This window comes from Nocardioides sp. NPDC000445 (assembly GCF_040300245.1).
Lineage (GTDB): Bacteria > Actinomycetota > Actinomycetes > Propionibacteriales > Nocardioidaceae > Nocardioides.
This window is the reverse complement of the sequence record NZ_JBEPDH010000009.1, coordinates 109,164-130,443: the sequence shown is the minus strand read 5'-3', so window position 1 is coordinate 130,443 and position 21,280 is coordinate 109,164. Positions and strand designations below refer to the sequence as shown.

Genomic DNA, 21,280 nt, shown 5'->3' with positions numbered 1-21,280 from the left:
CCTAAATCAGGCCGGGACGGCGGTCTTACCGAGCGGGCGGGGGTTGTCGGCGCCGGGGTACCCGATCTGCTCGAGGATTGTCGAGATCTCCCACCAGGACGACTCGCGGACGATCAGACCGTCATCGTTGTACTGGTGGAAGGTGTGGCCCTGGCACACGAACGGCTTGTTGGCGACGTCAAGGCCGATGAAGTTCGTGCAGTCCTCCGGGCCCCACTCCCAACGGATGAGACCGCTCTTGTGGTCACCCCAGTAGCCGCGGATCCGGAAGTTGTGCACGCCCAGGCCGTTGGTGCGGTCCTTGTTGGCGTACAGGTCGAAGATCCGCCCGAGGTCGCCCTTGTCAGTGATCCCGAACTGGTCGAGGATCGGGTCCTCGAAGACGAAGTCGTCCGCGTACAGCGCGGTGATCACCTCAGAGCTCTCGCGGAATGCCTTCAGCCACTTGATGGCGAACGCGTAGTTCATTGATCTCTCCTCCATTGGGACTTCTCGAAGAGGTTCGACATTCTGCGCGCCGCAACCCCACTTATGAAGGTATGAGCAGGGAGTGACGTACGCCTCACACCACGGGATGATCAGCACTGCCCGTAGGAGTGGACAGCTGGGGTCACGGTGCCGATCTGAAAGCTGCTTCGGAGACCCGAAATCGACGTCGGCCCGCCCCCGGACAGGGGCAGGCCGACGTCGGCTGTGCGGTGAGATCAGTCGTCGAGCTCCTCCGGGGCGAGCAGGTTCTCCCCGATGTAGGTGCGGGACTGGTCTGCGTTCAGCGGCTGGAACATCGAGGCGGCCGAGTCGCGGTAGAGGCGCTCGAAGATGGCACCCTTCTTGAACGACGACCCGCCGACCATACTCATCGCGTGCTTGCTCATGTGCATGACATTCTCGGCGATGAACGTCTTGGCCAGACCGATGTACGGGAAGCGCAGCTCGATCGGCCAGTTGTCGTCATAACCCTCCGAGACCTCGGTGCAGGTGCGGTAGAGCACACGACGGGAGAGTTCGTAGCGTGAGGCCATGTCGCCGATGCCGTCGATGATGTGTCCCACACCGGAGACCTTGACGTCCGATGCGACGACCGCGCCGAACACGGCGCCCAGGGTCTTCTTGGAGAGGACCGCACGCGACTCCTCGAGGATGCGCGCCTGCATGCCCAGGTAGATGCTGGCGAACATCAGCGACGCCCACTCGAGGACGCCGAAGGCACCCGAACGCCATTCGCAGATGAAACCGTCCTCGGGCACGTAGTAGCCGTCGAAGACGATGGTCTGGGTGCCGGTGGCATGCATGCCCAGCGCGTTCCAGGTCTTCTCGATACGGACGCCATCGCCCTGGCCGTTCTCGTCGACCTTGAAGTCGCCGATGAAGAACGACTCGGCGTTGACCCGCTCCTCGAAGTCCTCGGGCAGGTTGCCCTCGGCGTCGGTGATCGTCGCGTTGGTCGTCACGATGTCGGAGGCTTCGCAGAGCGTGCCCCACACCTTCTTGCCGTAGAGCTTCCAGCCACCCTCGGGCTGCGGGACAGCCTTCATGTCAGCGAGGCCGCTGAAGCCGGCGCGCTGCTCGGAGAACGGGCCGAACATGATGTCGCCGTCGACCACGCGTCCCAGCCAGTGCTTCTTCTGGGTCTCGCTCATCAGGCTCATGGTGATGCCGACCATGATGTAGTGCATGTTGTAGGAGAGGGTGATGGCCGAGTCGCCCCGGGAGAGCTCGCTCACCACGCGCGACGTGTCGAGCAGGTCGCCGCCCAGGCCGCCGTACTCCTTCGGAACGGACAGCGCTCCTAGCCCGCTCTTCTTGAAGGCCGCGATCGAGGGGAATGCGAACGTGTTCTCCTCGTCGTACTTCGGGCCGATCTCACGGAAGAACTGCGAGAGCTCCTGCGCCTTGGCGAAGGCGCCCTCGAACTCGTCCTCGGTCATCTTGTCAGTCATGTTGGCTCCTGCTCGTGTCATTGCCGGGAGGGTGGAAGGACCGGCCGTCAGTCGACGAGCAGGTCGGTGCGGCCGGCCTCGGCGAGGATGGCCTTGTACGTCTCGAAGATCGGGTCGGTCAGCGGAAGCAGCGCGAGCGCCGTGGTCCGTTTGCCCTCGAGCCTGACCTTGCGCTGCGCCATGGCGAGGGTGAAGTTGAGCCTGCCCTGCCAGAACTTGTTGGCGTTGTCGGAGCTCATCCGGAGCTGGACCGTGGAGGCTGCCGCCTTCGCCGCATCCCCGGTCAGGACCTTCTGCCCCGGGAAGTCGACCAGGACATGGGCCTCGGGGTCGGTCTGCTGGATCAGGACGACGAGATTGCCGTCCTTGGTGGCTTCGACGAACTTCGGCTCGACGACGCAAGCCTCCATGGCCTTGCCGATGAAGGCGTAGACCTCGTCAGCATCCTTGAACGTACTCAACTGTGTACCTCCTGATCGGGCCCACTGGGCGGACGGGGGCCGGATACCGGCCTCGTTCAAACGTAGGTTCCGCCGCCCTCCGGGGCGTCCTCCCGTAGTGGGGGGTTGACCGTCCGACGGGGTGTTCTTGCTCGCCGTGACCTGCAGAATCGTGCGTCAGGCCCGGGTCAGGCCCGCACCGACGATGCCGGCTCCGGAGCGACCTCCGGCTCGCCGGAGCCGATCGGGTCGGGCAGGAACCTCGTCAGGCCGTTCACGACCGCCGCGCACATCGCGATGGTCAGGAACGTGGCGGCCCAGACGAGGCCGCGCGAGAACTCGGCCCCATCGAGGTGCAGCGCGATGATGATCGGCGCACCGATCCCGAAGTTGGCCGCGAAGAAGGTCATCGGGAAGACGATGAACAGGCTGGTGAGCCCCCACGCGGACTCGACCCGGCGCCAGATGTGCACCGCGACGATCGTGAAGAGCACGACCTGGGTGCCCTCGAGGACGCCGATCACCAGGGGGTAGTTCCAGATCCGAAGCTCGTACGGGCCGTAGTAGGTGTAGACGTCGGTGCCGGTGCCGATGACCTCGAAGACGCACGAGGCGGCGATCTCGGCGGCCCAGATGACGAACAGCCCCTTGCCACCCAGCCTGCCTTGGTAGATCCGACGGCCGGCATAGAGGCAGGCGCTGGCGTAGAGGATGACGTAGCCGCTGTGCGACCAGTTCGGCTGCACCACACCGAACGCCGTGAAGTGCGACCACATCGCGCCGGGCTCCCCGTTGTGGGCGTCGTAGAACCAGAGGTCGAAGGCCACGTCGTAGAGGGGCTCGGCGTAGGCGGCAACGCCCGCAGCGAGACACGCGATCAGGTAGAACGGCGTGCGCTGTCGCACCCACATCGTCACGGCGATGGCGAGCATCACCGCCACGATCGCCCAGCTCGCCCAGGTGAAGATCTGTTGCCACACCAGGCTCAGCTCGTGGTTGATGACATCATCTGGCATTCGACCCATCGTTTCGCTCCTGTCACAGGCTGTCGACGCGACCGGACGGGCCGCGTCACGCGTCCTGACGCTAGATGTGTTGCCTGGGCGTGACCTTCCCTCCACAGGGGTGAACTCGCCATCCCTCGGAGTGGAGTCATGGCGGACTTCATTGACCTCGTCAGACAGGTCCGCTCTATTGGTCGGACGTCCTGGGAGATGTCCAAGAGGCAAGTGAGTCACTGCAAGTCCTGATCCGCTGCCCGTGTGTGACCATCCCCGCTTCGATCAACAGAGAGCAGAACAGTGAACAGGATCGGCGTAGTCGGTTGCGGCCTGATGGGCGCGGGCATCGCGGAGGTCTCGGCACGAGCCGGGATGGAGGTGGTCGTCGTGGAGTCGAGCGCGCCGGCGGCCGAGGCCGGACAGGCACGTCTGACGAAGTCGCTGAAGCGCGCAGAGGACAAGGGCAAGATCGGCTCGGCCGCCGCGGTGCTGGAACGGATCCGGCTCGAGATCTCGCTCGACGCGCTGGCCGACCGCGAGGTCGTGGTCGAGGCGATCGTCGAGGACGAGCAGGCCAAGACCGACCTGTTCACTCAGCTCGACAAGATCGTCGAGTCGCCAGACGCGATCCTCGCCTCCAACACCTCATCGATCCCGATCATGAAGCTCGGCGTCGCCACCACGCGTCCTGAGAACGTGATCGGCATCCACTTCTTCAACCCTGTCCCGGTGCTCAAGCTCGTCGAGCTCGTCCCGTCCCTGATCACCTCGCCCGACGTCACCGAGAGGTCGCGTAGGTTCGTCCAGGATGTCCTCGGCAAGGAGGCGATCGACTGCCCCGACCGCGCCGGCTTCGTGGTCAACGCACTGCTGATCCCGTTCGTCCTCTCGGCGATCCGCATGCTCGAGTCGGGGTTCGCAGATGCTGAGGACATCGACCGCGGACTCGTGCTCGGGGCGGCCCACCCGCAGGGCCCGCTGGCCCTGGCGGACCTGATCGGGCTCGACACCACCAAGGCAGTCGCGGACTCCCTCTACGAGGAGTTCAAGGAGCCCCTGTACGCCGCTCCTCCGCTGCTGCTCCGCATGGTCGACGCCGGTCTCCTCGGCCGCAAGGCCGGCCGCGGCTTCTACAACTACTGAGGCAGGCAGACCATGACGAGTACGTCCGATTTCGACATGTTCCGGATCAGCGAGGAGCACGGCTATCTCCGGGAGGCGGTGCGTGCGCTTGCCGAGAGCAAGATCGCGCCCGAGGCGGCTCAGGTCGACGAGAACAGCACCTTCCCCCAGGCCGCGTACGACGCGCTACGTGCCGGGGACTTCCACGCCCCCCATATTCCTGAGCAGTACGGAGGCGCCGGCGCCGACGCGCTCGCGACCTGCATCGTCATCGAGGAGGTGGCCCGCGCGTGTGCCTCCTCCTCGCTGATCCCCGCGGTGAACAAGCTGGGGACGATGCCGCTGCTGCTGGGGGCGTCGGAGGAACTGAAGGCCACCTACCTCCCTCCCGTCGCGCGCGGCGATGCGCTGTTCGCCTACGGGCTCTCCGAACGCGAAGCCGGCAGCGACACGGCGTCCATGAAGTGCCGCGCCACCCGGGCAGGCGACGACTGGGTCCTCAACGGCCAGAAGTCGTGGATCACGAACGCCGGCGCGGCCGAGTACTACACCGTCCTCGCCGTCACCGACCCCGACGGGCGCCGAGGCGCGAACGTCACCGCGTTCGTGGTGGAACGCAACGACGAGGGCTTCACGTTCGGCGCTCCGGAGCGGAAGCTGGGCATCAAGGGGTCCCCGACCCGAGAGCTCCGATTCGACGACGTACGGATCCCGGAGGATCGGATGGTCGGCCGGGAGGGTGAGGGACTGAAGCTTGCCCTGCAGACCCTGGACCACACGCGCGTGACCATCGGCGCACAGGCCGTCGGCATCGCCCAGGGTGCCCTTGACCATGCGCTCGACTACGTGCGCGAACGCAAGCAGTTCGGCAAGAGGATCGGCGACTTCCAGGGCCTGCAGTTCATGCTCGCCGACATGGGGATGAAGCTCGAGGCGGCACGCATCATGGTGTACGTCGCCGCGGCGAAGTCGGAGCGCAGCGACCCCGACCTGTCGTTCTTCGGAGCGGCTGCGAAGTGCTTCGCCTCCGACGTCGCGATGCAGGTCACCACCGATGCCGTTCAGCTCCTCGGAGGATGCGGCTACACGCGCGACTTCCCCCTCGAGCGCATGATGCGTGACGCCAAGATCACACAGATCTACGAGGGCACCAATCAGATTCAGCGACTGGTCATGGCACGCGCGTTGCTCGCACGCTGAGATTCCGGCCTGCCCTACACGGAACCGGGTGAACGGTGGCAAGATCCGTCGTCGTGGGCATCACGAACACGAGCGGAGTCACCGACCTGGGCGCGCTGGCACACGGTGCGGCAGTGCTGACCGGTGACCCTGACCAGAGTCCGCTCGCCGTCGTCGATCTCGACGCCGCCCGCGACGCGCCTCCCGAGCTGGTCTCCCGCGCCTGCAGCGAGCAGTCCAAGCCCACCGTAGTGACGGTCGGCATCGCCACGGAACCAGTCTCGCCGAGCCTCGCGCCGCTGCTCAAGGCCCTCACGACAACTCTGGCCCCGGCTGGCCCGGGTCACGCCTGGGTGCCTGCCGACACTGACGCACTCGAGCGCATCAGCGCAACCGTTCGGACAGCGCCTACCGCGGCGCTGACCCTTGCGAATCTCCTGCGCATGGCCCCTCGAGGAACGGTGGCCGATCACCTCCAGTTGGAGTCTCTGGCCTACTCGACCCTTCTCGCCGGATCCGAGTTCCGGGCCTGGCGAGCCCGTACACCGACCGCCCCCGTGCCCGACGACAGCCGGCCGGTCCTGCTCGACCGAGACGGCGACATTCTCACCATCACCCTCAACCGACCCGAGCGTCATAACGCGTTCGGCCGGGCGGTCCGCGACGGGCTCATCGAGGGTCTGGAGCTGGCCCTGGCCGACGACAGCCTGAGCAGCGTCGTGCTCCGCGGGGCAGGCCGCTCCTTCTGCTCCGGCGGCGACCTCGCCGAGTTCGGGACCGCCGCGGATCCCGCCGCCGCCCATCTCGTACGCCTCGGACGCAGCGCTGGACGACTGATGCACGAACTGGGAGACCGGGTCCGGGTCGAGGTCCATGGGGCGTGCATCGGTGCGGGGGTGGAGGTGCCGTCGTTCGCAGCCGAGGTGGTGGCGCGCGACGATGCGTTCTTCCAGCTGCCCGAGCTCGCGATGGGCCTCATCCCGGGCGCGGGTGGGACGGTCTCGTTGACGCAGCGGATCGGACCGTGGCGTACGGCGTTCCTGGCCCTGACCGGGGACCGGATCGGGGTGGGGACGGCACTGGAGTGGGGGCTGGTCGATGGCCGGCTCTGACCCGGTGGCAGCGTGGGCGGCCTCCGGCGCAATGGCGCTGACCGGCCGCCCGAGTGGCCCTCCGCTGCTTGCCCCCGGTCGCGCGGCCCTGCAGGTCCGCGAGCAGCTCGCCGGGCTGGGGTTCGAGATCCCCGGATTGCTCGGCGAGCGGGCGGCGTACGCCGGGCTGGGCCGCAACGGGCCGTGGTCGTGCGGCGGAGCGTTTCGAGTGCTGCCGGCGGAGGATGGGTACGTCGGGTTGTCGCTGGCACGGGAATCTGATGTCGACCTGGTCCCCGCCTTGGTCGCCGAGAGCGACAGCCGACCGGCGGAGGACCCCTGGTCTGCCGTGGCAGGCTGGCTGCGCGCTACGACGGCGGCGGAAGCCGAGGAACGGATCCAGCTGCTCGGCCTGCCCGGGGGCGTCGTACCCACGAACCCTCCGGCCGACCGGCCTGGCGTCGTCGTCACGACGATCGGCGACCGGGCGGTGCGCGAGCAGCCGCTCGTGGTCGACCTCACCAGTCTGTGGGCCGGGCCGCTGTGCGCCCATCTCCTCGGTCGCCTCGGCGCTCGGGTCATCAAGGTGGAGAGCACGGCCCGCCCCGACGGCGCCCGCTCGGGCCCACCCGCGTTCTTCGAGCTCCTCCATGCCGGCCATGAGGCGGTCCGGCTCGACTTCACCACCGAGCGCGACCAATTGCGTGACCTCGTCGCCTCCGCGGACCTGGTCCTCGAGGCCTCCCGGCCACGTGCGCTGCGCCAGCTCGGCCTCGACGCCGCCGACATCGTCGCGGGCGGCACGTGCTGGATCAGCATCACCGCTCGCGGGCGGGACTCCGACGCCGTCGGCTTCGGTGATGACGTGGCCGCCGCGGCCGGCCTCGTGGTTCCCGACGGCGGCGACCTGCTTCCAGCAGGCGACGCGCTCGCCGACCCGCTCGCCGGCGTGGCCGCCGCCGTCGCGGCACAGGCGGCCCTGACCGGGGAGGAGGCCATGCTGATCGACGTCTCCATGCTCCATGTGGCCAGCGAGGCCGCCACGGGCGGCACACCCGAGCATCAGGTCGTCCGGCGGCGGGATGGCTGGTGGGTCGAGTACGCGGAGGGTGCGGTCCCGGTCGCACCGCCGATGCCCCGGCAGGCGGACGGATGACGCCCCTCGTCATAGCCGACGTCGAGGTGGATGGCAGGCGCTGCGACGTCCACCTGGCCCACGGGCGAGTCACCGGGTTGCAGCCCCCACAGATCCACCGCAAGAGCATCGCCCAGGTGGTCGGCGGAGACGGCGGCGCGCTGCTGCCGGGCCTGCACGACCACCACATCCACCTGTTCGCCCTGGCCCGGGCCGCCGAATCCGTCGACTGCTCCCCCGCCGCCGCGCACGACACGTCCGGCCTCGTGTACGCACTCCGCCGAGCGCCCGCACAGGCCGGCTGGGTGCGCGGGGTGGGCTACCACGAGTCGATCTCCGGCCCGCTCGACCGGCACACGCTGGACCGGATCAGGAGCGACGTACCGGTGCGGGTCCAGCACCGCAGCGGCGCACTGTGGATGCTCAACAGCGCCGCGCTCGATCGGGTCCAGCACGTACTGGACGACACCGCCGATGTCGAGCGCGACGGCGACGGGAACCCCACCGGACGCCTGTGGCGCTACGACGACCGGCTCCGGCCGGCTCTCCCCCACTCACCCCCGGACCTGGCCGCCACGGCCCGGCGGCTGGCGTCCTACGGCATCACCGGGCTCACCGACGCCACCCCCGATCTCGACCCCGCGGCGGTCGACCTGCTCGCCGTCGCCGCCGACAGCGGCGCGGTCCCGCAGCGGCTCACCCTGCTCGGCGCGCCCACCGGCGCCGCGCTGCCCGCCGGCCTCACCGGCGGCCCGCGCAAGCTGCTGCTGCGCGATCACGACCTGCCCGACTTCGACGACCTGGCCGCGGAGATCGCCCACAGCCACCGAGCAGGACGCCCGGTCGCCGTGCACTGTGTCACCCGCGAGTCGCTGGTGCTCACCGTGGTCGCGCTCGAGGAGGTCGGAGCGCTCGCAGGCGACCGGGTGGAACACGCCGCCGTGGTTCCCGACGGCCTCGGTGCCGGCCTGGCGCGGCTCGGCGTGGCGGTCGTGACCCAGCCGGACTTCCTGCGCACCCGCGGGGAGGACTACCTCCGTGACGTCGACCCCGCCGACCTACCTCATCTCTATCCGTACGCCGGGCTGCTCTCCGACGGTGTTCGGGTCGCCTGCTCCAGCGACGCCCCGTACGGCGACCCCGACCCGTGGCGCGTCATCCGGTCGGCAACCAGCCGCGCCACCTCCCTGGGCCGGACCGTCGGCGCCGCCGAGAGGGTCAGCGCCGCGACGGCGCTCGCCGGCTACCTCAGCCCGGCCGACGACCCCGGTGGCGCACCACGCCGGATCGCACCCGGCCTGCCCGCCGACCTCGTGCTTCTCGACAGACCGCTCGCCGCAGCACTCGCCGCCCCGAGCCGCGACCACGTCCGGGCGGTGTGGATCGCCGGAGAGCCGACTGAGACGGGCCGGGCGTAGATATACGTACCATGTGTCAGATTCGACAATCTGACGGACGGCTTCATGGCCGCGCGTCCGTCTGGGATCGCTCCGCTGACACTGATCGAATATGGCGGTAGTGTCAGAAACAGTCAACTCCAAGGAGTCGCCATGACTGCCAGCGAGGACCACCTGGTCCGGATCGAGCGCGACGCCGACGTCGTGGTCATCACCCTCGACCGGCCCGGACGGCGCAACGCGATGAACGCCGACCTGGCCTCCGCGACCTGTGCGGCGATCGAGGCCGCCCAGGATGCCCGGGCGATCGTGCTGACCGGCGCCGGCCCGGCCTTCTGCGCAGGTCTCGACCTGCGCGACCCAGGGGTCGAGCGGATCACCGACATCCCGCCGTTCATCGCCACCACCGCCGCCTCACGGGTGCCGGTCATCGCGGCGGTCAACGGCCCCGCCGTGGCCGGCGGGCTCGAGCTTGCGCTGGCGTGTGACTTCATCGTCGCCTCCGAGCGCGCCCGCTTCGCCGACACCCACCTTCGCGTGGGCGTCTACCCCGGCCCTGTCGCGGTGCAGCTGCCCCGGCGGGTCGGCTCGGCCTGGGCCCGCGAGATGTCCTTGACCGGCAACTTCGTCGACGCTGCGACCGCTCTCCGGATCGGCCTGGTCAACCATGTGGTGTCGCCCGCCGAGCTGCTCGATGTCGCCGGAAGCCTCGCTGTCGCCATCGCAGACCAGGACCCGGCGATGGTCGCGGCCCTACGCCAGGACTGGCGCGAGAACGATGGCCTGCCCGCCGACGAGGCCCTGGAGCAGCACTACGAGCATGCCGCCCGCGGCGGATTCCACGGTGCCGTCGCATCCACGATCACCGAGCGCCGCGACCAGGTCCTCCGGCGCGCCCACGCCGATGACCGGCACGTGCGATGAAGCTGGGCTGGCACCTGGGCTACTGGGGCGCGACGCCGCCCCACGACGTACCCGCCACTCTCGCCGCAGTGGAGGCGATGGGCTACGACTCGGCGTGGACCTCGGAGGCGTACGGGTCCGACGCGCTGACGCCGCTGGCGTGGTTCGGCAGCGTCACGACCCGGCTGCGCCTGGGCACCAGCATCGCCCAGCTCTCGGCGCGTACGCCGACGGCAACCGCAATGGCGGCGATGACCCTCGACCACCTCAGCGAAGGCCGCTTCACCCTCGGCCTGGGAGTCTCCGGCCCGCAGATCGTCGAGGGCTGGTACGGCGCCCCGTTCCCGCGCCCCCTCGCCCGGACCCGCGAGTACGTCGACGTCGTCCGGCAGACCCTGGCCCGCGAGGACCCGGTCGCCAGCGCCGGCCCTCACTACCCGCTGCCGCACCCCGGCGGAACCGGTCTCGGCAAGCCGCTGCGGCTGATCACCCACCCGCGCAAGCCGGGGCCGCCGATCCTGCTCGCCGCCGAGGGCCCCCGCAACGTCGAGCTGGCCGCGGAGATCGCCGACGGATGGCTGCCGATCCTGTTCTCCCCCACGCAGGTCGACGACGCGCTCGACCAGCTGCGCCGGGGGTGGTCGAGGCCGGGCGCGCGACGCACGCCCGAGGACTTCGAGATACTGCCGATGGTCAGCGTGGCCATCGACGACGACGTCGAGGCCGCCGCCGACCGGCTGCGCCCCGCCATCGCCCTGTACGTCGGTGGGATGGGCGCCAAGAGCGCCAACTTCCACTTCGAGAAGTTCTGCCGGCTCGGCTACGAGCGCGAGGCCACCCGCATCCAGGACCTCTTCCTGGCCGGCCACAGGGGCGAGGCGGTCGCTGCGGTCACTACCGCGATGGTCGAGGAGATGTGCCTGGTCGGACCGAAGGAGAAGATCCGCGACGACCTCGCGGCCTGGCAGGAGTCTCCGGCCACCACTCTGCTGGTGTCCGGCGACCTGCCGCTGCTGAGGACGATGGCCGAGCTGGTGCTGTAGGTCAGACCGCCTCCGAGCGGAAGCGCTCCAGCAGCACCCGGCGCAGGATCTTCCCGCTCGGCAGCCTCGGCACGTCCTCGAAGGCCCACGAGCGCGGGATCTTGAAGCCGGCGACCTGCTGGCGGACGTACGCGGTGAGCTCGGCCTCGAGCTCGGGCCCGGGCACGATCCCGTCGGCGGGCGATACGACGGCGTGGACACGGTGGCCGAACTCCACGTCCGGCACACCGAGGACCGCGACGTCGGCGACCGAGGGGTGCAGGATCAGCGCCTCCTCGATCTCGCGGGGATAGATGTTCACGCCACCGGAGATGATCAGGTCGGTGCGCCGGTCGGCCAGGTAGAGGAAGCCGTCCTCGTCGACCCGGCCCAGGTCCCCGAGTGTCGACCAACCGCGCGCGTCGAAGGCGGCCGCGGTCTTCTCCGGGTCGCCGTGATACTCGAACGGGGACGCGTCGCTGAACCAGAGCTGGCCGACCTCGCCCGTCGGCAGCTCGCGGCCGCTCTCGTCGCAGACGTGCACGACGCCCAGCACCGAGCGGCCCACCGAGCCGGGGTGGTCGAGCCAGGTGGGACTGTCGATGCTGAAGAAGCAGTTGCCCTCGCTGCCGGCGTAGAACTCGACCAGGATCGGGCCGAGCCACTCGATCATCGCCCGCTTGACCTCGACCGGGCATGGCGCGGCCGCGTGGATGACCAGGCGCAGGGAGTCCAAGGCGTACGTGGAGCGTACGTCGTCGGGCAGCTTGAGCATCCGGACGAACATGGTCGGCACGAACTGCGCATGCGTGACCTTGTCGCGCTCGATCAGCCGGAGCACGATCTCAGGGTCGAAGCGGTCCATGATCACCGTCGTGCCGCCGGCGCGGATCGCGCCGAGGCTCCAGCCCAGCGGTGCAGCGTGGTAGAGCGGTCCCGGGCTGAGATAGATGGTCTCCGGCGAGAAGCCGAAGGCGGACTGCATCAGGTGGTCGAACGGCATGCCGGTGCCGAAGGGCGCATCCGGCATCATCGGCAGGATGCCCTTGGGACGCCCGGTGGTGCCCGAGCTGTAGAGCATGTAGCAGCCCTCGGACTGGTCCTCGACCGGCGTCGCGGGCAGCAACTCGACCCGCGGCTCCAGCGGCTCGTGGCCGGGCACCGCACCGCCGAGCGAGAACCGGTGCTCGACCTCGGGCAGCTCGGCGGCCAGGTCGGCCAGCGTCGCGCTCGCGACGACCAGCCGGGCGCCGCAGTTCTCGACGACGTAGGCAGCCTCCCCTGCGGTCAGGTGCCAGTTCACCGGCGTGTAGTAGAGGCCGGTGCGCTGTGCGGCCCACAGCACCGGGAACAGGTCGAGCCGGTTCTCGGAGAGGATCGCGATGTGGTCACCGCGGCTCAGCCCGAGCTCACGGAAGAGGTGGGCGATCCGGTTGGAGGCCGCTTCGAGCTCGGCGTACGTGATCACTGCACCGGCGGCGTCGATCACCGCCGCCTTGTCGGGCTGCTCGCCCGCCCACACGGATAGGTCCATCAGACACGCTCCGCCGAGAACTGCGCGACGACGTGGCGGCGTACCAGCTTGCCGGTCTCGGTGCGCGGCATCTCGCTCCAGAAGGCGATCTCGTCGGGGGTCTTGCTCGACCGCAGCCGCTCGCGGACGAATTCGCGCAGCTCCTCGGCGTCGGCCTCGGCCCCCACGCGCAGCACGACCACCGCGGTGATCCGGTGACCCCACTCCTCGTCGGGGATGCCGACCACGGCGGCGTCGGCAACGGCCGGGTGCCGGAAGAGGACGTCCTCGATCTCGGCCGGGGCGATGTTCTCCGCACCGCGGATGATGGTGTCGTCGCTGCGCCCGCCGATGAAGAGGTAGCCCTCCTCGTCGAGGTAGCCCTCGTCGCGGGTGTCGAACCAGCCGTCGTCGTCGACGAGACGGCCGATGCCGGCGTACTCGGCAGAGACCTGCTCGCCGCGTACGCAGATCCGGCCCGGCTGGCCGGGGAGCAGAACGTCGTCGTCGATGCCGCGAATCTGGATCTCGACGCCGGGGACGGGGCGACCGACCGAGGAGAGCCGAGCCCGGCCGTCGGGGGTGTCGGCGGCCTGTGCCTCGCGGTGGTCCTCGGGGGTGAGGACGGCGACGGTCGAGCTGGTCTCGGTCAGGCCGTAGGCGTTGACGAAGTCGATGTGCGGCCACAGCGCCAGCGCCCGGTTGATCACCGCGCCCGGCATCGGGGCACCGCCGTAGGCGAGCGTACGCAGCGTGGGCACCGACTTGTCGGCGGTGCAGTCCACGATCCGGCTGAGCATCGTCGGCACGACGAGCGCGTTGGTGATGCCCTGGTCGCGAACGAGGTCGAGCCACTCCTCAGGGGTGAACCGCTCGAGCACGATCGCCCGGCGACCGGCGTACAGGTTCGTGATCACGTTCGCCACCGCGGCGATGTGGTAAGGCGGAACGCTGACCAGCGCCGCCTCGTCATCCCCGGCCCCTGCGTACTCCACGGTGCTGAGGACGTAGGAGGTGAGGTTGCCGTGCCGCAGCAGCACGCCCTTGGGCGCCGAGGTGGTGCCGGAGGTGTAGATGACCACCGCCGGGACGTCGTTGTCGACGAACCGCTCGTCCACCTCCCCACCGAAGGTGGTCCGGACGAGCCACTCCTCGACCCCGAGCGCGACGATGCCGCTACGCGCCAGGATCGGGAGCGCCGTGGTGTCGCCGATGCCGAGCGCGCCGGGGTGCTTCTCGAGCAGCCCTTCGAGCTGTTCGACGCCCAGCCGGAAGTTGAGCGGCACCAGCGGCACTCCGGCATACGCGGCCGCGAACATCGCGACGGGGAAGGCAGGTCCGTTGGCGGCCAGGTAGACGACGGCGTCGGCGCCGTGGGCCTCGATCTCCGCGGCGCCGCGCAGGGCCGCCTCACGAAGGCCGGTGGCCGTCAGGCCGTCCTCGCGGCGTCCGATCACGACGCGGTCGCCGAATCCGTCGGCGGCCATCTCCAGCAGCATGGTCAGGTTCATTGCCGGGTCTCCATCAGTTCGTACGTTGGGGTGGGGCGATCGCTCGCCTGACGGACCACGCCTGCGGCGACCAGGTCATCGATCTCGTGCTCGGCGAGGCCGGAGGCTGTCAGGACGGTCCGGCTGTCCTGGCCGGCGACGTGCGGATCGCCGGGAGGAAGGCCGGGCGTGCGCGAGAAGCGCGGCGCGACCCGAGGCCGGGAGCCGTCGGCGTCGGGCTCGAAGACGCCGCGGGCGCGCAGGTGCGGGTGCTCGGGCGCCTCGGCGAGACTGAGCACCGGCGCGACGCAGGCATCGGTCTCGGCGAAGACCTCCGCCCACTCGTCGCGGGTGCGGCTCGCGAACGTCTCCTCGAGCGCGGCCCGCATCGCCGGCCACGCGTCGCGGTCGTGCTGGTCGAAGTCGAGACCGGTGCCCTTCATCAGGGCGGCGAAGAAGTCCGGCTCGATCGCGCCGACCGCGACGAAACGGCCGTCGGCGCACCGGTAGGTGTCGTAGTAGGGCCGCCCGCCGTCGAGCAGGTTGGCCTCGCGCTCGTCGCGCCACTGCCCGAGCGCGTGCTGGCCGTAGATGACGGTCATCAGCGAGCTGACCCCGTCGACCATCGCCGCGTCGACGACCTGGCCACGCCCGCTGGTGGTGCGCTCGTGCAGCGCCGCCAGGATGCCGGTCACCAGGAACATCGCGCCGCCGCCGAAGTCGGCAACCAGGTTGGCCGCCTGCCGCGGCTTGTCGGCGCCACCGGTGACGTGGAGCGCACCGGTGAGTGCTGCGTAGGTGATGTCGTGGCCCGCGGTCCGGGCCAGCGGCCCGTCCTGTCCCCAGCCGGTCATCCGGCCGTAGACCAGGCTCGGATTGACGGCGAGACAGTCATCGGGGCCCAGGCCGAGCCGCTCGGTCGCGCCCGGCCGCAACCCCTCGACGAGGACATCGGCGTCGCGCACCATCCGCAGCACGAGGCCTCGGCCCGCCTCGGTCTTGAGGTCGACCGCAAGGTTCGCGCGGCTGCGCTGCAGCGGTGTCGGCCGCTTGCCCACGCTCGAAGCCCGGTCGATCCGGATGACCTCGGCCCCCAGCTCGGCCAGGAGCAGGCAGGCGTACGGCGCCGGGCCGATGCCGGCGAGCTCGAGCACGCGCAGTCCGGCGAGCGGGCCGGCGGGGGTCGGCGAGCTCATCTCAGGCGCTCGGCTGACGGTCGGCGGCCGGGTAGCGCAGCACGCCCCGTACGTTGCGGCCTGCCCGCATGTCGTCGTAGCCGTCGTTGATGCCGGCCAGCGGGTAGGTGCGGGTGACCATCGCGTCCAGGTCGACGTCGCCCGCGCTGGTGAGCTCGAGCAGGCGCGGGATGTCGTAGCGCGGGTTGGCGGAGCCGTAGAGGGTGCCGACGATCTGCTTCTCCATCAGGGTGAGATCCATCAGGTTCGCGGAGATCGACCGCTCGGTCATCGGGTGGATGTTGGTGACGACGACTCGGCCACGCTTGGCCGTCATCGCCAGTGCCTGCCCGATCAGGTCGCCCTGCCCGACGCCCATCGCGCAGATGAACTTGTCGGCCCCACGGTGCCAGGTCGCCTCGGCGACGACCTCGCGGGCCTCCTCCCAGGAGGCCGCCACATGGGTCGCCCCCATCTTGACCGCCTGCTCGCGCTTGAACTCCGAGGGGTCGATCGCGGTGATCGTGCGGGCGCCGGCGAGCCGGGCGCCCTGGACGGCGGCGGCACCGATGCCGCCGACGCCGGCGACGACGACCGTGTCCCCGGGACGTACGTCCGCGGCGTAGACCGCCGAGCCCCAGCCGGTCACGAAACCACAGCCGAGCAGGCAGGCCCGGTCGAGCGCATGATGCGGCTCGATCTTGATGCAGCTGGCCTCGTGGACCACGGTGTGGTGGGAGAACGAGCCGACGCCACAGGCCAGCGCCAGGTCCTGGCCGCGTACGTGGTGGCGGGCGGTGTCATCGAAGATCTGGCGTCCGCTGTAGATCTTGGCGCCGAGGTCGCACAGGCTCTGGTGGCCGCTCGCGCACGAGGGGCAGCGGCCGCACGAGGGCATGAAGCCGAAGACGACGTGGTCACCGGGCTTGAGCCAGGAGACGTGCTCGCCGACCTCGAGGACGACACCGGCGCCCTCGTGCCCACCGATGCAGGGCAGGCTGAACGGCATGTCGCCGGTGACGATGTGCTCGTCCGAGTGGCACATGCCCGAGGCGTGCAGCTCGACCAGCACCTCCTCGGCCTTGGGCGGGTCGAGCTCGATGGTCTCGATGGACCAGGGAGCGTTGCGCTCCCACAGGACTGCGGCCTGGGTCTCCACGTGTCTGGTTCCTCTCAGCGGATGATGGTCTGGGGCTCGAGGAAGGCGCTGATCGCCTCCGGGCCGCCCTCCCGGCCGATGCCGGACTGCTTGAAGCCGCCGAACGGGCTGCCGAGGTCCATCGGCGACGCGGCGTTGACCGAGACGGAGCCGACCCTCAGCTGGGCGGCGACCTCATAGGCACGCTCGCGGTCGCCCGACCAGACCGCGCCCGCGAGCCCGTAGTCGGAGTCGTTCGCCACGGCGACGGCCTCCTCGACGGTGTCGTAGCCGATGACGACCGCGACCGGGCCGAAGATCTCCTGGCGGGCGACGGCCATGTCGTTGGTGACGTCGGCGAGCACGACCGGACGGAGATACCATCCCGGGCCGGGCTCGTCGCCGACCGCGGTCGCGACCCGGGCGCCCGCCTCGGCGGCCTCCCGTACGTGGCGCCGGACCCGGTCGCGCGCGTCCTCGGAGATCACCGGGCCGATCTGCGTGGCCGGGTCGGCGGGGTCGCCGAGCACGAGTGCGTCGGTGGCCTCGGCGAGCGCCGTGACCACCTCGTCGTAGCGCGAACGGGGCGCGAGGATGCGGGTCTGGGCGACGCAGATCTGCCCGGCGTTGCCCATCACGCCGTTCACGATGCCGGTGACGGTGCGGCGGTCGAGGTCGAGGTCGTCGAGCAGGATCGCGGCCGACTTGCCGCCGAGCTCGAGCGAGACCCGGCGTACGTCTGCCGCACAGGCCGCACCGATCCGCTTGCCCGCGGCGGTGGAGCCGGTGAAGCTGATCTTGTCGACGCCGGGGTTGGCCACCAGGGCCTCCCCCGTCGCGACGTCACCGGGGACGATGTTGACCACGCCGGGCGGGAGGCCGATCTCGTCGAAGAGCTCGGTGAGCTTGCAGACCGTCAGCGGCGCCTCCGGCGACGGCTTGAGCACGACGGTGCAGCCGGCGGCCAGGGCGGGGGCGAGCTTGAGCAGGGCGGTGAACAACGGAGCGTTCCACGGCACGATCGCGCCGACCACGCCGACGGGCAGCTGACGGACAACCACCTCGCCACCCAGCATCGAGCGGCGGGTCTCCTCGAAGGTGTGCTCGCCCGTGAGCTTCTCGTAGGTGCGCAGCACGCCGAGGGCGGTGCCGATCTGGCCCATGGTCGCCCACTTGCGCGGTGACCCCACCTCAGCGGAGACCAGGTTGCCGAAGTCGGCGGCGCGTTTCTCCAGCGCGTCCGCGAGCCGGCCGATCAGCGCACCGCGCTCGACCGGTGTGGTGCTCGCCCACTTCTCGTCGGCCAGCGCGGCCCGGGCGGCTCGCACGGCGGCGTCAACGTCGTCACGAGTGGCGACGCTGACATGACCGATCGTCTCGAGGCTCGCCGGCGACGTCACCGCGAGCGGGTCTCCTGCACTGGGGACCCAGGACCCGGCGATGTAGCTGCCCAGGTAGTCGTACATGCGATTCCTCTCCGAAAGACGGCATGTGACGCCGCCCACACTGCGTGATTCTGGCAGTAATGTCACTTCTGCGCAAGGCCTGTCAGAGATCCCTCCGAAGCCAGCCGAGCTGGTCGGGTGTGCTGCCGTGGAGCACCAGCTCGTCGGCACCAGCCGCGCGATAGCGCTCGAAGGTCGCCAGGCACTCGTCCCGCGACCCGAGGGCCGCGGCGTCCTCGACCCACGGGGCCGGGAGTGCCTGCGCGACCCCGGTCAGCTCAGCCCGCGTACGCACCGAGTCGGCGGCGCCCCTGATGCCCGCCAGGGTCGGGTGCGCGCGCAGCCGTTCCAGGTCGCGGACGTCCCAGCCGTTGACCCGCGCGAGCTGCTCTCCGAAGCCGGGGATCTGGTAGTAGGTGACCGCCCGGGCGCCGACGACCGCCGCCTCCTCCTCGGGCGGCAGGCCCGAGGCCGCCACCACGGTGGCGTAGACGCGCACCGCGTCGGGGTCACGCCCCGCCTGGTCGGCGGCCTCCCGCACCGTGGCGACCGAGCGACCGACCGCTTCCGGCGTCAGGAACGGATGCAGGAGTACGCCATCGAAGTGCCGGCCCGCCAAGGCGAGCCCCTTCGGGCCGATCGCGGCGAAGACCACTGGCGGAACCGGCTGGTCAGGGAGGTCGTTGAGGCGGAGCGAGGGAAAGGTTCCCGCCGGACCGTCGTACTTCACCTTCTCGCCACGGCACAGCCGCCGGAAGATGTCGAGCGAGTCCACGATCGAGGCGTTGGTCGCCTTCGGCAGTCCGACCGCCGACCACATCGCGTCGACCGAGCGTCCCACACCGAGGACGAGCCGACCGCCCGAGAGCGCCTGGGCCGTCATCGCCATCGAGGCGAGCATCGCCGGGTGCCGGGACTGCAGGTGGGTGACCCCGGCCGCGATGCGGATGCGGTCGGTGGCCTGACTGAATGCGCCGGCCAGCACGCCGAAGTCCTTGGTGCCCCAGCGCTCGCTGAGCCACAGCGTCTCCAACCCGAGGCGCTCGGCCGCCTGTGCCTGTTCGATGCCGAGGGTCGGGTCGGAGACGCGGCCCGGTAGGGCGTACGCACCCAGAGGCACCGTGGCCGGAGCGCTGCCGACGTCGCGTGCATGGGCCCTCGACGCCCTGTTCATTTGCTCTGTCATGACGCTATTCTGACAGTGATGGTCAATTATGACCACTGAGGTCGGTCCAGATCGAGACCGGCGCAGCGCCTGCGAGGAGGAGTCGAGATGGCCGGTCCGAGCGACCGAGAGACACGGGAGAGCGACCTTCACGAGCGCCTGCTCGCCTGGCTGCCCGAGCGCCTGGCGCCGGCTGGGCACGAGGACTTCATGCTCTCCTCCCTCACCGCGCCCGATGCCGGATACTCGGGCATGACGGCGTTCTTCACCGCGTCCTGGACCGCCGACGGGCACGAGGCCCGGCACGATCTGGTGCTGCGGATGCAGAGCCAGGTCCACCAGGTCTTCGTGGCGCCCGACGCGATCAGGCAGGCCGAGGTGATGCGCCGGCTCGGCCGCCATCCGGGTGTGACGACCCCCGAGGTGGTACTCACCGAGCCGGACCCGGCCGTACTGGGGGCGCCGTTCTACCTGATGCGCCGCGTCGACGGCCGGGTCCCTTCCGACGTACCCAGCTGGCACAAGCGTGGCTGGACGACCGAGCTCACCGAGGCCGAGCGGGCGCTGTTCTACGACAACGCCCTGAGGTCGCTGGTCGCGGTGCACGCCGTCAACGCGGCCGAGGACCTCTCATTCCTGCGGGGACCCGAGGCCCCCGCCGACAGGACGGCCCTCCAGCGCTACCTCGACGACCTGCTCGCCTGGCACGCCTGGTGCGCCGACGACCTCGCCGTCGGGGCCGACCTGATCCAACGCGCCCTCGACGTCCTGGTGACGACCTGCCCGACCACGAGCGCCGAGGGCGTCGTCTGGGGTGATGCCCGCGTCGGCAACATCTGCTTCGCCGAGGATCTCTCCGTCGCCGCGCTCTTCGACTGGGAGGGTGCCACCACCGGACCGCCGGACATCGACGTCGGCTGGTGGCTGATGTTCGAGCGCTACCTGTGCGAGTCCCTCGGCTTCGCCCGCCAGCCCGGCACGCCCGATGACGCCGAGATCCTGCGACGCTACAAGGAGCTCGGCGGGAAGCTCACCGGCGACATCGGCTACTACCGCCTCCTCGCCGCGGTGGTGATGAGTCTGATCACCAATCGGCTCGCCACCCTGCTCATCGCAGACGGCCTCGACGAGGCCACCGCGCGCAGCTACCCCGCAACCGCCCTGGCGCTCGTCGAGGACTACCTCACCGAGCGCACCAGCACCGAGCACACCACCACAAGGAGCACCACCTGATGACGACAGCCACCCCCGAGGCCTCGCCGGTCGGCGCAGTCGGAACCCCGTTCGAGGTGCATGTCGAGCGCGGCAAGATCCGCGAGTTCGCCGCCGCGATGCAGTCCGACAGCGCCGCCTACCAGGGACCGGACGCGATCGTGCCGCCCACGTTCCTCACCACCGCGACCACCTGGGCGCCGCCGGGAAGCCGGGTCGTGGTCGGGTTCGACCGTCGCCGCCTGCTCCACGGCGAGCAGGAGTACCTCTACCACGGACCGCTCCCCCGCGCCGGCGACACCCTGGTCGCCCAGGAGCGGGTCGCCGACCGCTACACCAAGCCCGGAAAGCGGGGTGGGGAGATGAGCTTCGCCGTGGTGGTCACCGAGTTCCGTACGCCGGCCGGCGACCTGGTCGCCGAGGCACGCGCCACCTTCATCCAGACCGCCCCCAAGGGAGACCCCTCGTGACCGAGCAGACCATCGCCCTCGTCCCCGGCACCACCGCGACACCGCGCGAGTTCGGGCCGCTGACCCGTCAGATGTTCGTCCGCTACTCCGGCGCTTCGGGCGACCTCAACCCGATGCACTACGACGACACCATGGCCCGCGCGGCCGGCAACCCGTCGGTCTTCTCCCAGGGCATGCATCAATCAGCCCTGCTCGCGACCTTCGCCACCGACTGGCTGGGCCCCGCGAACGTACACCGCTTCCAGGTGCGCTTCCGGGAGCAGGTGTGGCCCGACGACGTGCTGACCTGCTCCGGCCGGATCGACCAGGTCAGCGAGCAGGAGGACGGGAGCCGGCTGGTCACCGTGTCGCTCAACTGTACCCGTCAGACCGGTGCGGTGGCGATCAGCGGGTCCGCCGACTTCCTGGTTCCCGCGCCGCAGGCATCCTGACCGCCCGACGA

General features: G+C 70.1%; 20 protein-coding genes. 10 read left to right on the top strand and 10 right to left on the bottom strand.

All coding sequences use genetic code 11. From position 1 onward, the window contains the following. Positions 1–6: 6 nt before the first annotated feature. From ABT304_RS14220 to ABT304_RS14205, 4 genes are all read right to left on the bottom strand, one after another. A complete protein-coding gene (locus tag ABT304_RS14220; RefSeq protein ID WP_179658620.1) occupies positions 7–468 on the bottom strand; it encodes a nuclear transport factor 2 family protein in 462 nt (153 codons plus the stop codon). Between the two features lie 236 nt (positions 469–704). Next, positions 705–1,940, bottom strand: coding sequence for an acyl-CoA dehydrogenase family protein (locus ABT304_RS14215; protein ID WP_179658621.1), 1,236 nt, complete (start codon positions 1,938–1,940; stop codon positions 705–707). A 47-nt stretch (positions 1,941–1,987) separates the two neighbouring features. After that, on the bottom strand, positions 1,988–2,401 hold the full coding sequence (locus ABT304_RS14210; RefSeq protein WP_179658622.1) for an SCP2 sterol-binding domain-containing protein: 414 nt from the start codon (positions 2,399–2,401) through the stop codon (positions 1,988–1,990). A 167-nt stretch (positions 2,402–2,568) separates the two neighbouring features. Then, on the bottom strand, positions 2,569–3,396 hold the full coding sequence (locus tag ABT304_RS14205) for a hypothetical protein (RefSeq protein WP_246321487.1): 828 nt from the start codon (positions 3,394–3,396) through the stop codon (positions 2,569–2,571). A gap of 285 nt (positions 3,397–3,681) precedes the next feature. Between ABT304_RS14205 and ABT304_RS14200 the strand changes: the two genes are divergently transcribed. From ABT304_RS14200 to ABT304_RS14170, 7 genes are all read left to right on the top strand, one after another. Next, positions 3,682–4,524, top strand: a complete 843-nt coding sequence (locus ABT304_RS14200; protein WP_179658624.1) for a 3-hydroxybutyryl-CoA dehydrogenase — start codon at positions 3,682–3,684, stop codon at positions 4,522–4,524. A gap of 12 nt (positions 4,525–4,536) precedes the next feature. Then, positions 4,537–5,703, top strand: coding sequence for an acyl-CoA dehydrogenase family protein (locus tag ABT304_RS14195; protein WP_350716033.1), 1,167 nt, complete (start codon positions 4,537–4,539; stop codon positions 5,701–5,703). Between the two features lie 53 nt (positions 5,704–5,756). Next, complete coding sequence (locus ABT304_RS14190) at positions 5,757–6,794, top strand: enoyl-CoA hydratase/isomerase family protein (RefSeq protein ID WP_350716032.1); 1,038 nt, start codon at positions 5,757–5,759, stop codon at positions 6,792–6,794. Then, positions 6,781–7,929, top strand: coding sequence for a CoA transferase (locus ABT304_RS14185; RefSeq protein ID WP_179658625.1), 1,149 nt, complete (start codon positions 6,781–6,783; stop codon positions 7,927–7,929). Before ABT304_RS14190 ends, ABT304_RS14185 begins: the two co-directional genes overlap by 14 nt. Beyond that, positions 7,926–9,326 (top strand): amidohydrolase family protein, encoded by a 1,401-nt coding sequence (locus ABT304_RS14180; protein ID WP_350716031.1) that lies wholly within the window; start codon positions 7,926–7,928, stop codon positions 9,324–9,326. Before ABT304_RS14185 ends, ABT304_RS14180 begins: the two co-directional genes overlap by 4 nt. Positions 9,327–9,458: 132 nt before the next feature. Next, the gene (locus ABT304_RS14175; protein ID WP_350716030.1) at positions 9,459–10,229 is read left to right on the top strand and encodes an enoyl-CoA hydratase-related protein; all 771 of its coding nucleotides are present in this window, start codon (positions 9,459–9,461) and stop codon (positions 10,227–10,229) included. Continuing rightward, positions 10,226–11,251 (top strand): LLM class F420-dependent oxidoreductase, encoded by a 1,026-nt coding sequence (locus ABT304_RS14170; RefSeq protein WP_350716029.1) that lies wholly within the window; start codon positions 10,226–10,228, stop codon positions 11,249–11,251. Before ABT304_RS14175 ends, ABT304_RS14170 begins: the two co-directional genes overlap by 4 nt. Before the next feature lies 1 nt (position 11,252). On the opposite strand, the gene ABT304_RS14165 is transcribed toward ABT304_RS14170, so the two are convergent. The 6 genes from ABT304_RS14165 to ABT304_RS14140 form a co-directional block, all read right to left on the bottom strand. After that, entirely contained in the window at positions 11,253–12,764 is a 1,512-nt protein-coding gene (locus tag ABT304_RS14165; RefSeq protein WP_350716028.1) for an AMP-binding protein, read from the bottom strand. Beyond that, on the bottom strand, positions 12,764–14,254 hold the full coding sequence (locus ABT304_RS14160) for a class I adenylate-forming enzyme family protein (protein WP_179658630.1): 1,491 nt from the start codon (positions 14,252–14,254) through the stop codon (positions 12,764–12,766). Before ABT304_RS14160 ends, ABT304_RS14165 begins: the two co-directional genes overlap by 1 nt. Then, complete coding sequence (locus ABT304_RS14155; protein WP_350716027.1) at positions 14,251–15,429, bottom strand: CaiB/BaiF CoA transferase family protein; 1,179 nt, start codon at positions 15,427–15,429, stop codon at positions 14,251–14,253. Before ABT304_RS14155 ends, ABT304_RS14160 begins: the two co-directional genes overlap by 4 nt. A gap of 1 nt (position 15,430) precedes the next feature. Next, the gene (locus ABT304_RS14150; protein WP_179658632.1) at positions 15,431–16,567 is read right to left on the bottom strand and encodes an NDMA-dependent alcohol dehydrogenase; all 1,137 of its coding nucleotides are present in this window, start codon (positions 16,565–16,567) and stop codon (positions 15,431–15,433) included. Positions 16,568–16,581: 14 nt separating this feature from the next. Further along, entirely contained in the window at positions 16,582–18,012 is a 1,431-nt protein-coding gene (locus ABT304_RS14145) for an aldehyde dehydrogenase family protein (RefSeq protein WP_179658633.1), read from the bottom strand. 82 nt (positions 18,013–18,094) lie between these two features. Then, positions 18,095–19,177, bottom strand: coding sequence for a TIGR03857 family LLM class F420-dependent oxidoreductase (locus ABT304_RS14140; protein ID WP_246321488.1), 1,083 nt, complete (start codon positions 19,175–19,177; stop codon positions 18,095–18,097). Positions 19,178–19,264: 87 nt separating this feature from the next. Between ABT304_RS14140 and ABT304_RS14135 the strand changes: the two genes are divergently transcribed. The 3 genes from ABT304_RS14135 to ABT304_RS14125 are packed head-to-tail and all read left to right on the top strand — an operon-like array spanning position 19,265 to position 21,269. Continuing rightward, on the top strand, positions 19,265–20,389 hold the full coding sequence (locus ABT304_RS14135; protein ID WP_350716025.1) for a phosphotransferase family protein: 1,125 nt from the start codon (positions 19,265–19,267) through the stop codon (positions 20,387–20,389). Beyond that, positions 20,389–20,838 (top strand): FAS1-like dehydratase domain-containing protein, encoded by a 450-nt coding sequence (locus ABT304_RS14130; RefSeq protein WP_179658635.1) that lies wholly within the window; start codon positions 20,389–20,391, stop codon positions 20,836–20,838. The genes ABT304_RS14135 and ABT304_RS14130 overlap by 1 nt, the downstream gene beginning before the upstream one ends. Further along, positions 20,835–21,269 (top strand): MaoC/PaaZ C-terminal domain-containing protein, encoded by a 435-nt coding sequence (locus ABT304_RS14125; RefSeq protein ID WP_350716024.1) that lies wholly within the window; start codon positions 20,835–20,837, stop codon positions 21,267–21,269. Before ABT304_RS14130 ends, ABT304_RS14125 begins: the two co-directional genes overlap by 4 nt. Positions 21,270–21,280 lie beyond the last annotated feature (11 nt).

Coding starts and splice junctions, on each gene's coding strand:
- ABT304_RS14220 (WP_179658620.1), bottom strand. CDS start 468: ATGAACTACGCGTTCGCCATCAAGTGGCTGAAGGCATTCCGCGAGAGC.
- ABT304_RS14215 (WP_179658621.1), bottom strand. CDS start 1,940: ATGACTGACAAGATGACCGAGGACGAGTTCGAGGGCGCCTTCGCCAAG.
- ABT304_RS14205 (WP_246321487.1), bottom strand. CDS start 3,396: ATGCCAGATGATGTCATCAACCACGAGCTGAGCCTGGTGTGGCAACAG.
- ABT304_RS14195 (WP_350716033.1), top strand. CDS start 4,537: ATGACGAGTACGTCCGATTTCGACATGTTCCGGATCAGCGAGGAGCAC.
- ABT304_RS14185 (WP_179658625.1), top strand. CDS start 6,781: ATGGCCGGCTCTGACCCGGTGGCAGCGTGGGCGGCCTCCGGCGCAATG.
- ABT304_RS14180 (WP_350716031.1), top strand. CDS start 7,926: ATGACGCCCCTCGTCATAGCCGACGTCGAGGTGGATGGCAGGCGCTGC.
- ABT304_RS14175 (WP_350716030.1), top strand. CDS start 9,459: ATGACTGCCAGCGAGGACCACCTGGTCCGGATCGAGCGCGACGCCGAC.
- ABT304_RS14170 (WP_350716029.1), top strand. CDS start 10,226: ATGAAGCTGGGCTGGCACCTGGGCTACTGGGGCGCGACGCCGCCCCAC.
- ABT304_RS14165 (WP_350716028.1), bottom strand. CDS start 12,764: ATGGACCTATCCGTGTGGGCGGGCGAGCAGCCCGACAAGGCGGCGGTG.
- ABT304_RS14160 (WP_179658630.1), bottom strand. CDS start 14,254: ATGAACCTGACCATGCTGCTGGAGATGGCCGCCGACGGATTCGGCGAC.
- ABT304_RS14155 (WP_350716027.1), bottom strand. CDS start 15,429: ATGAGCTCGCCGACCCCCGCCGGCCCGCTCGCCGGACTGCGCGTGCTC.
- ABT304_RS14145 (WP_179658633.1), bottom strand. CDS start 18,012: ATGTACGACTACCTGGGCAGCTACATCGCCGGGTCCTGGGTCCCCAGT.
- ABT304_RS14140 (WP_246321488.1), bottom strand. CDS start 19,177: ATGACAGAGCAAATGAACAGGGCGTCGAGGGCCCATGCACGCGACGTC.
- ABT304_RS14135 (WP_350716025.1), top strand. CDS start 19,265: ATGGCCGGTCCGAGCGACCGAGAGACACGGGAGAGCGACCTTCACGAG.
- ABT304_RS14130 (WP_179658635.1), top strand. CDS start 20,389: ATGACGACAGCCACCCCCGAGGCCTCGCCGGTCGGCGCAGTCGGAACC.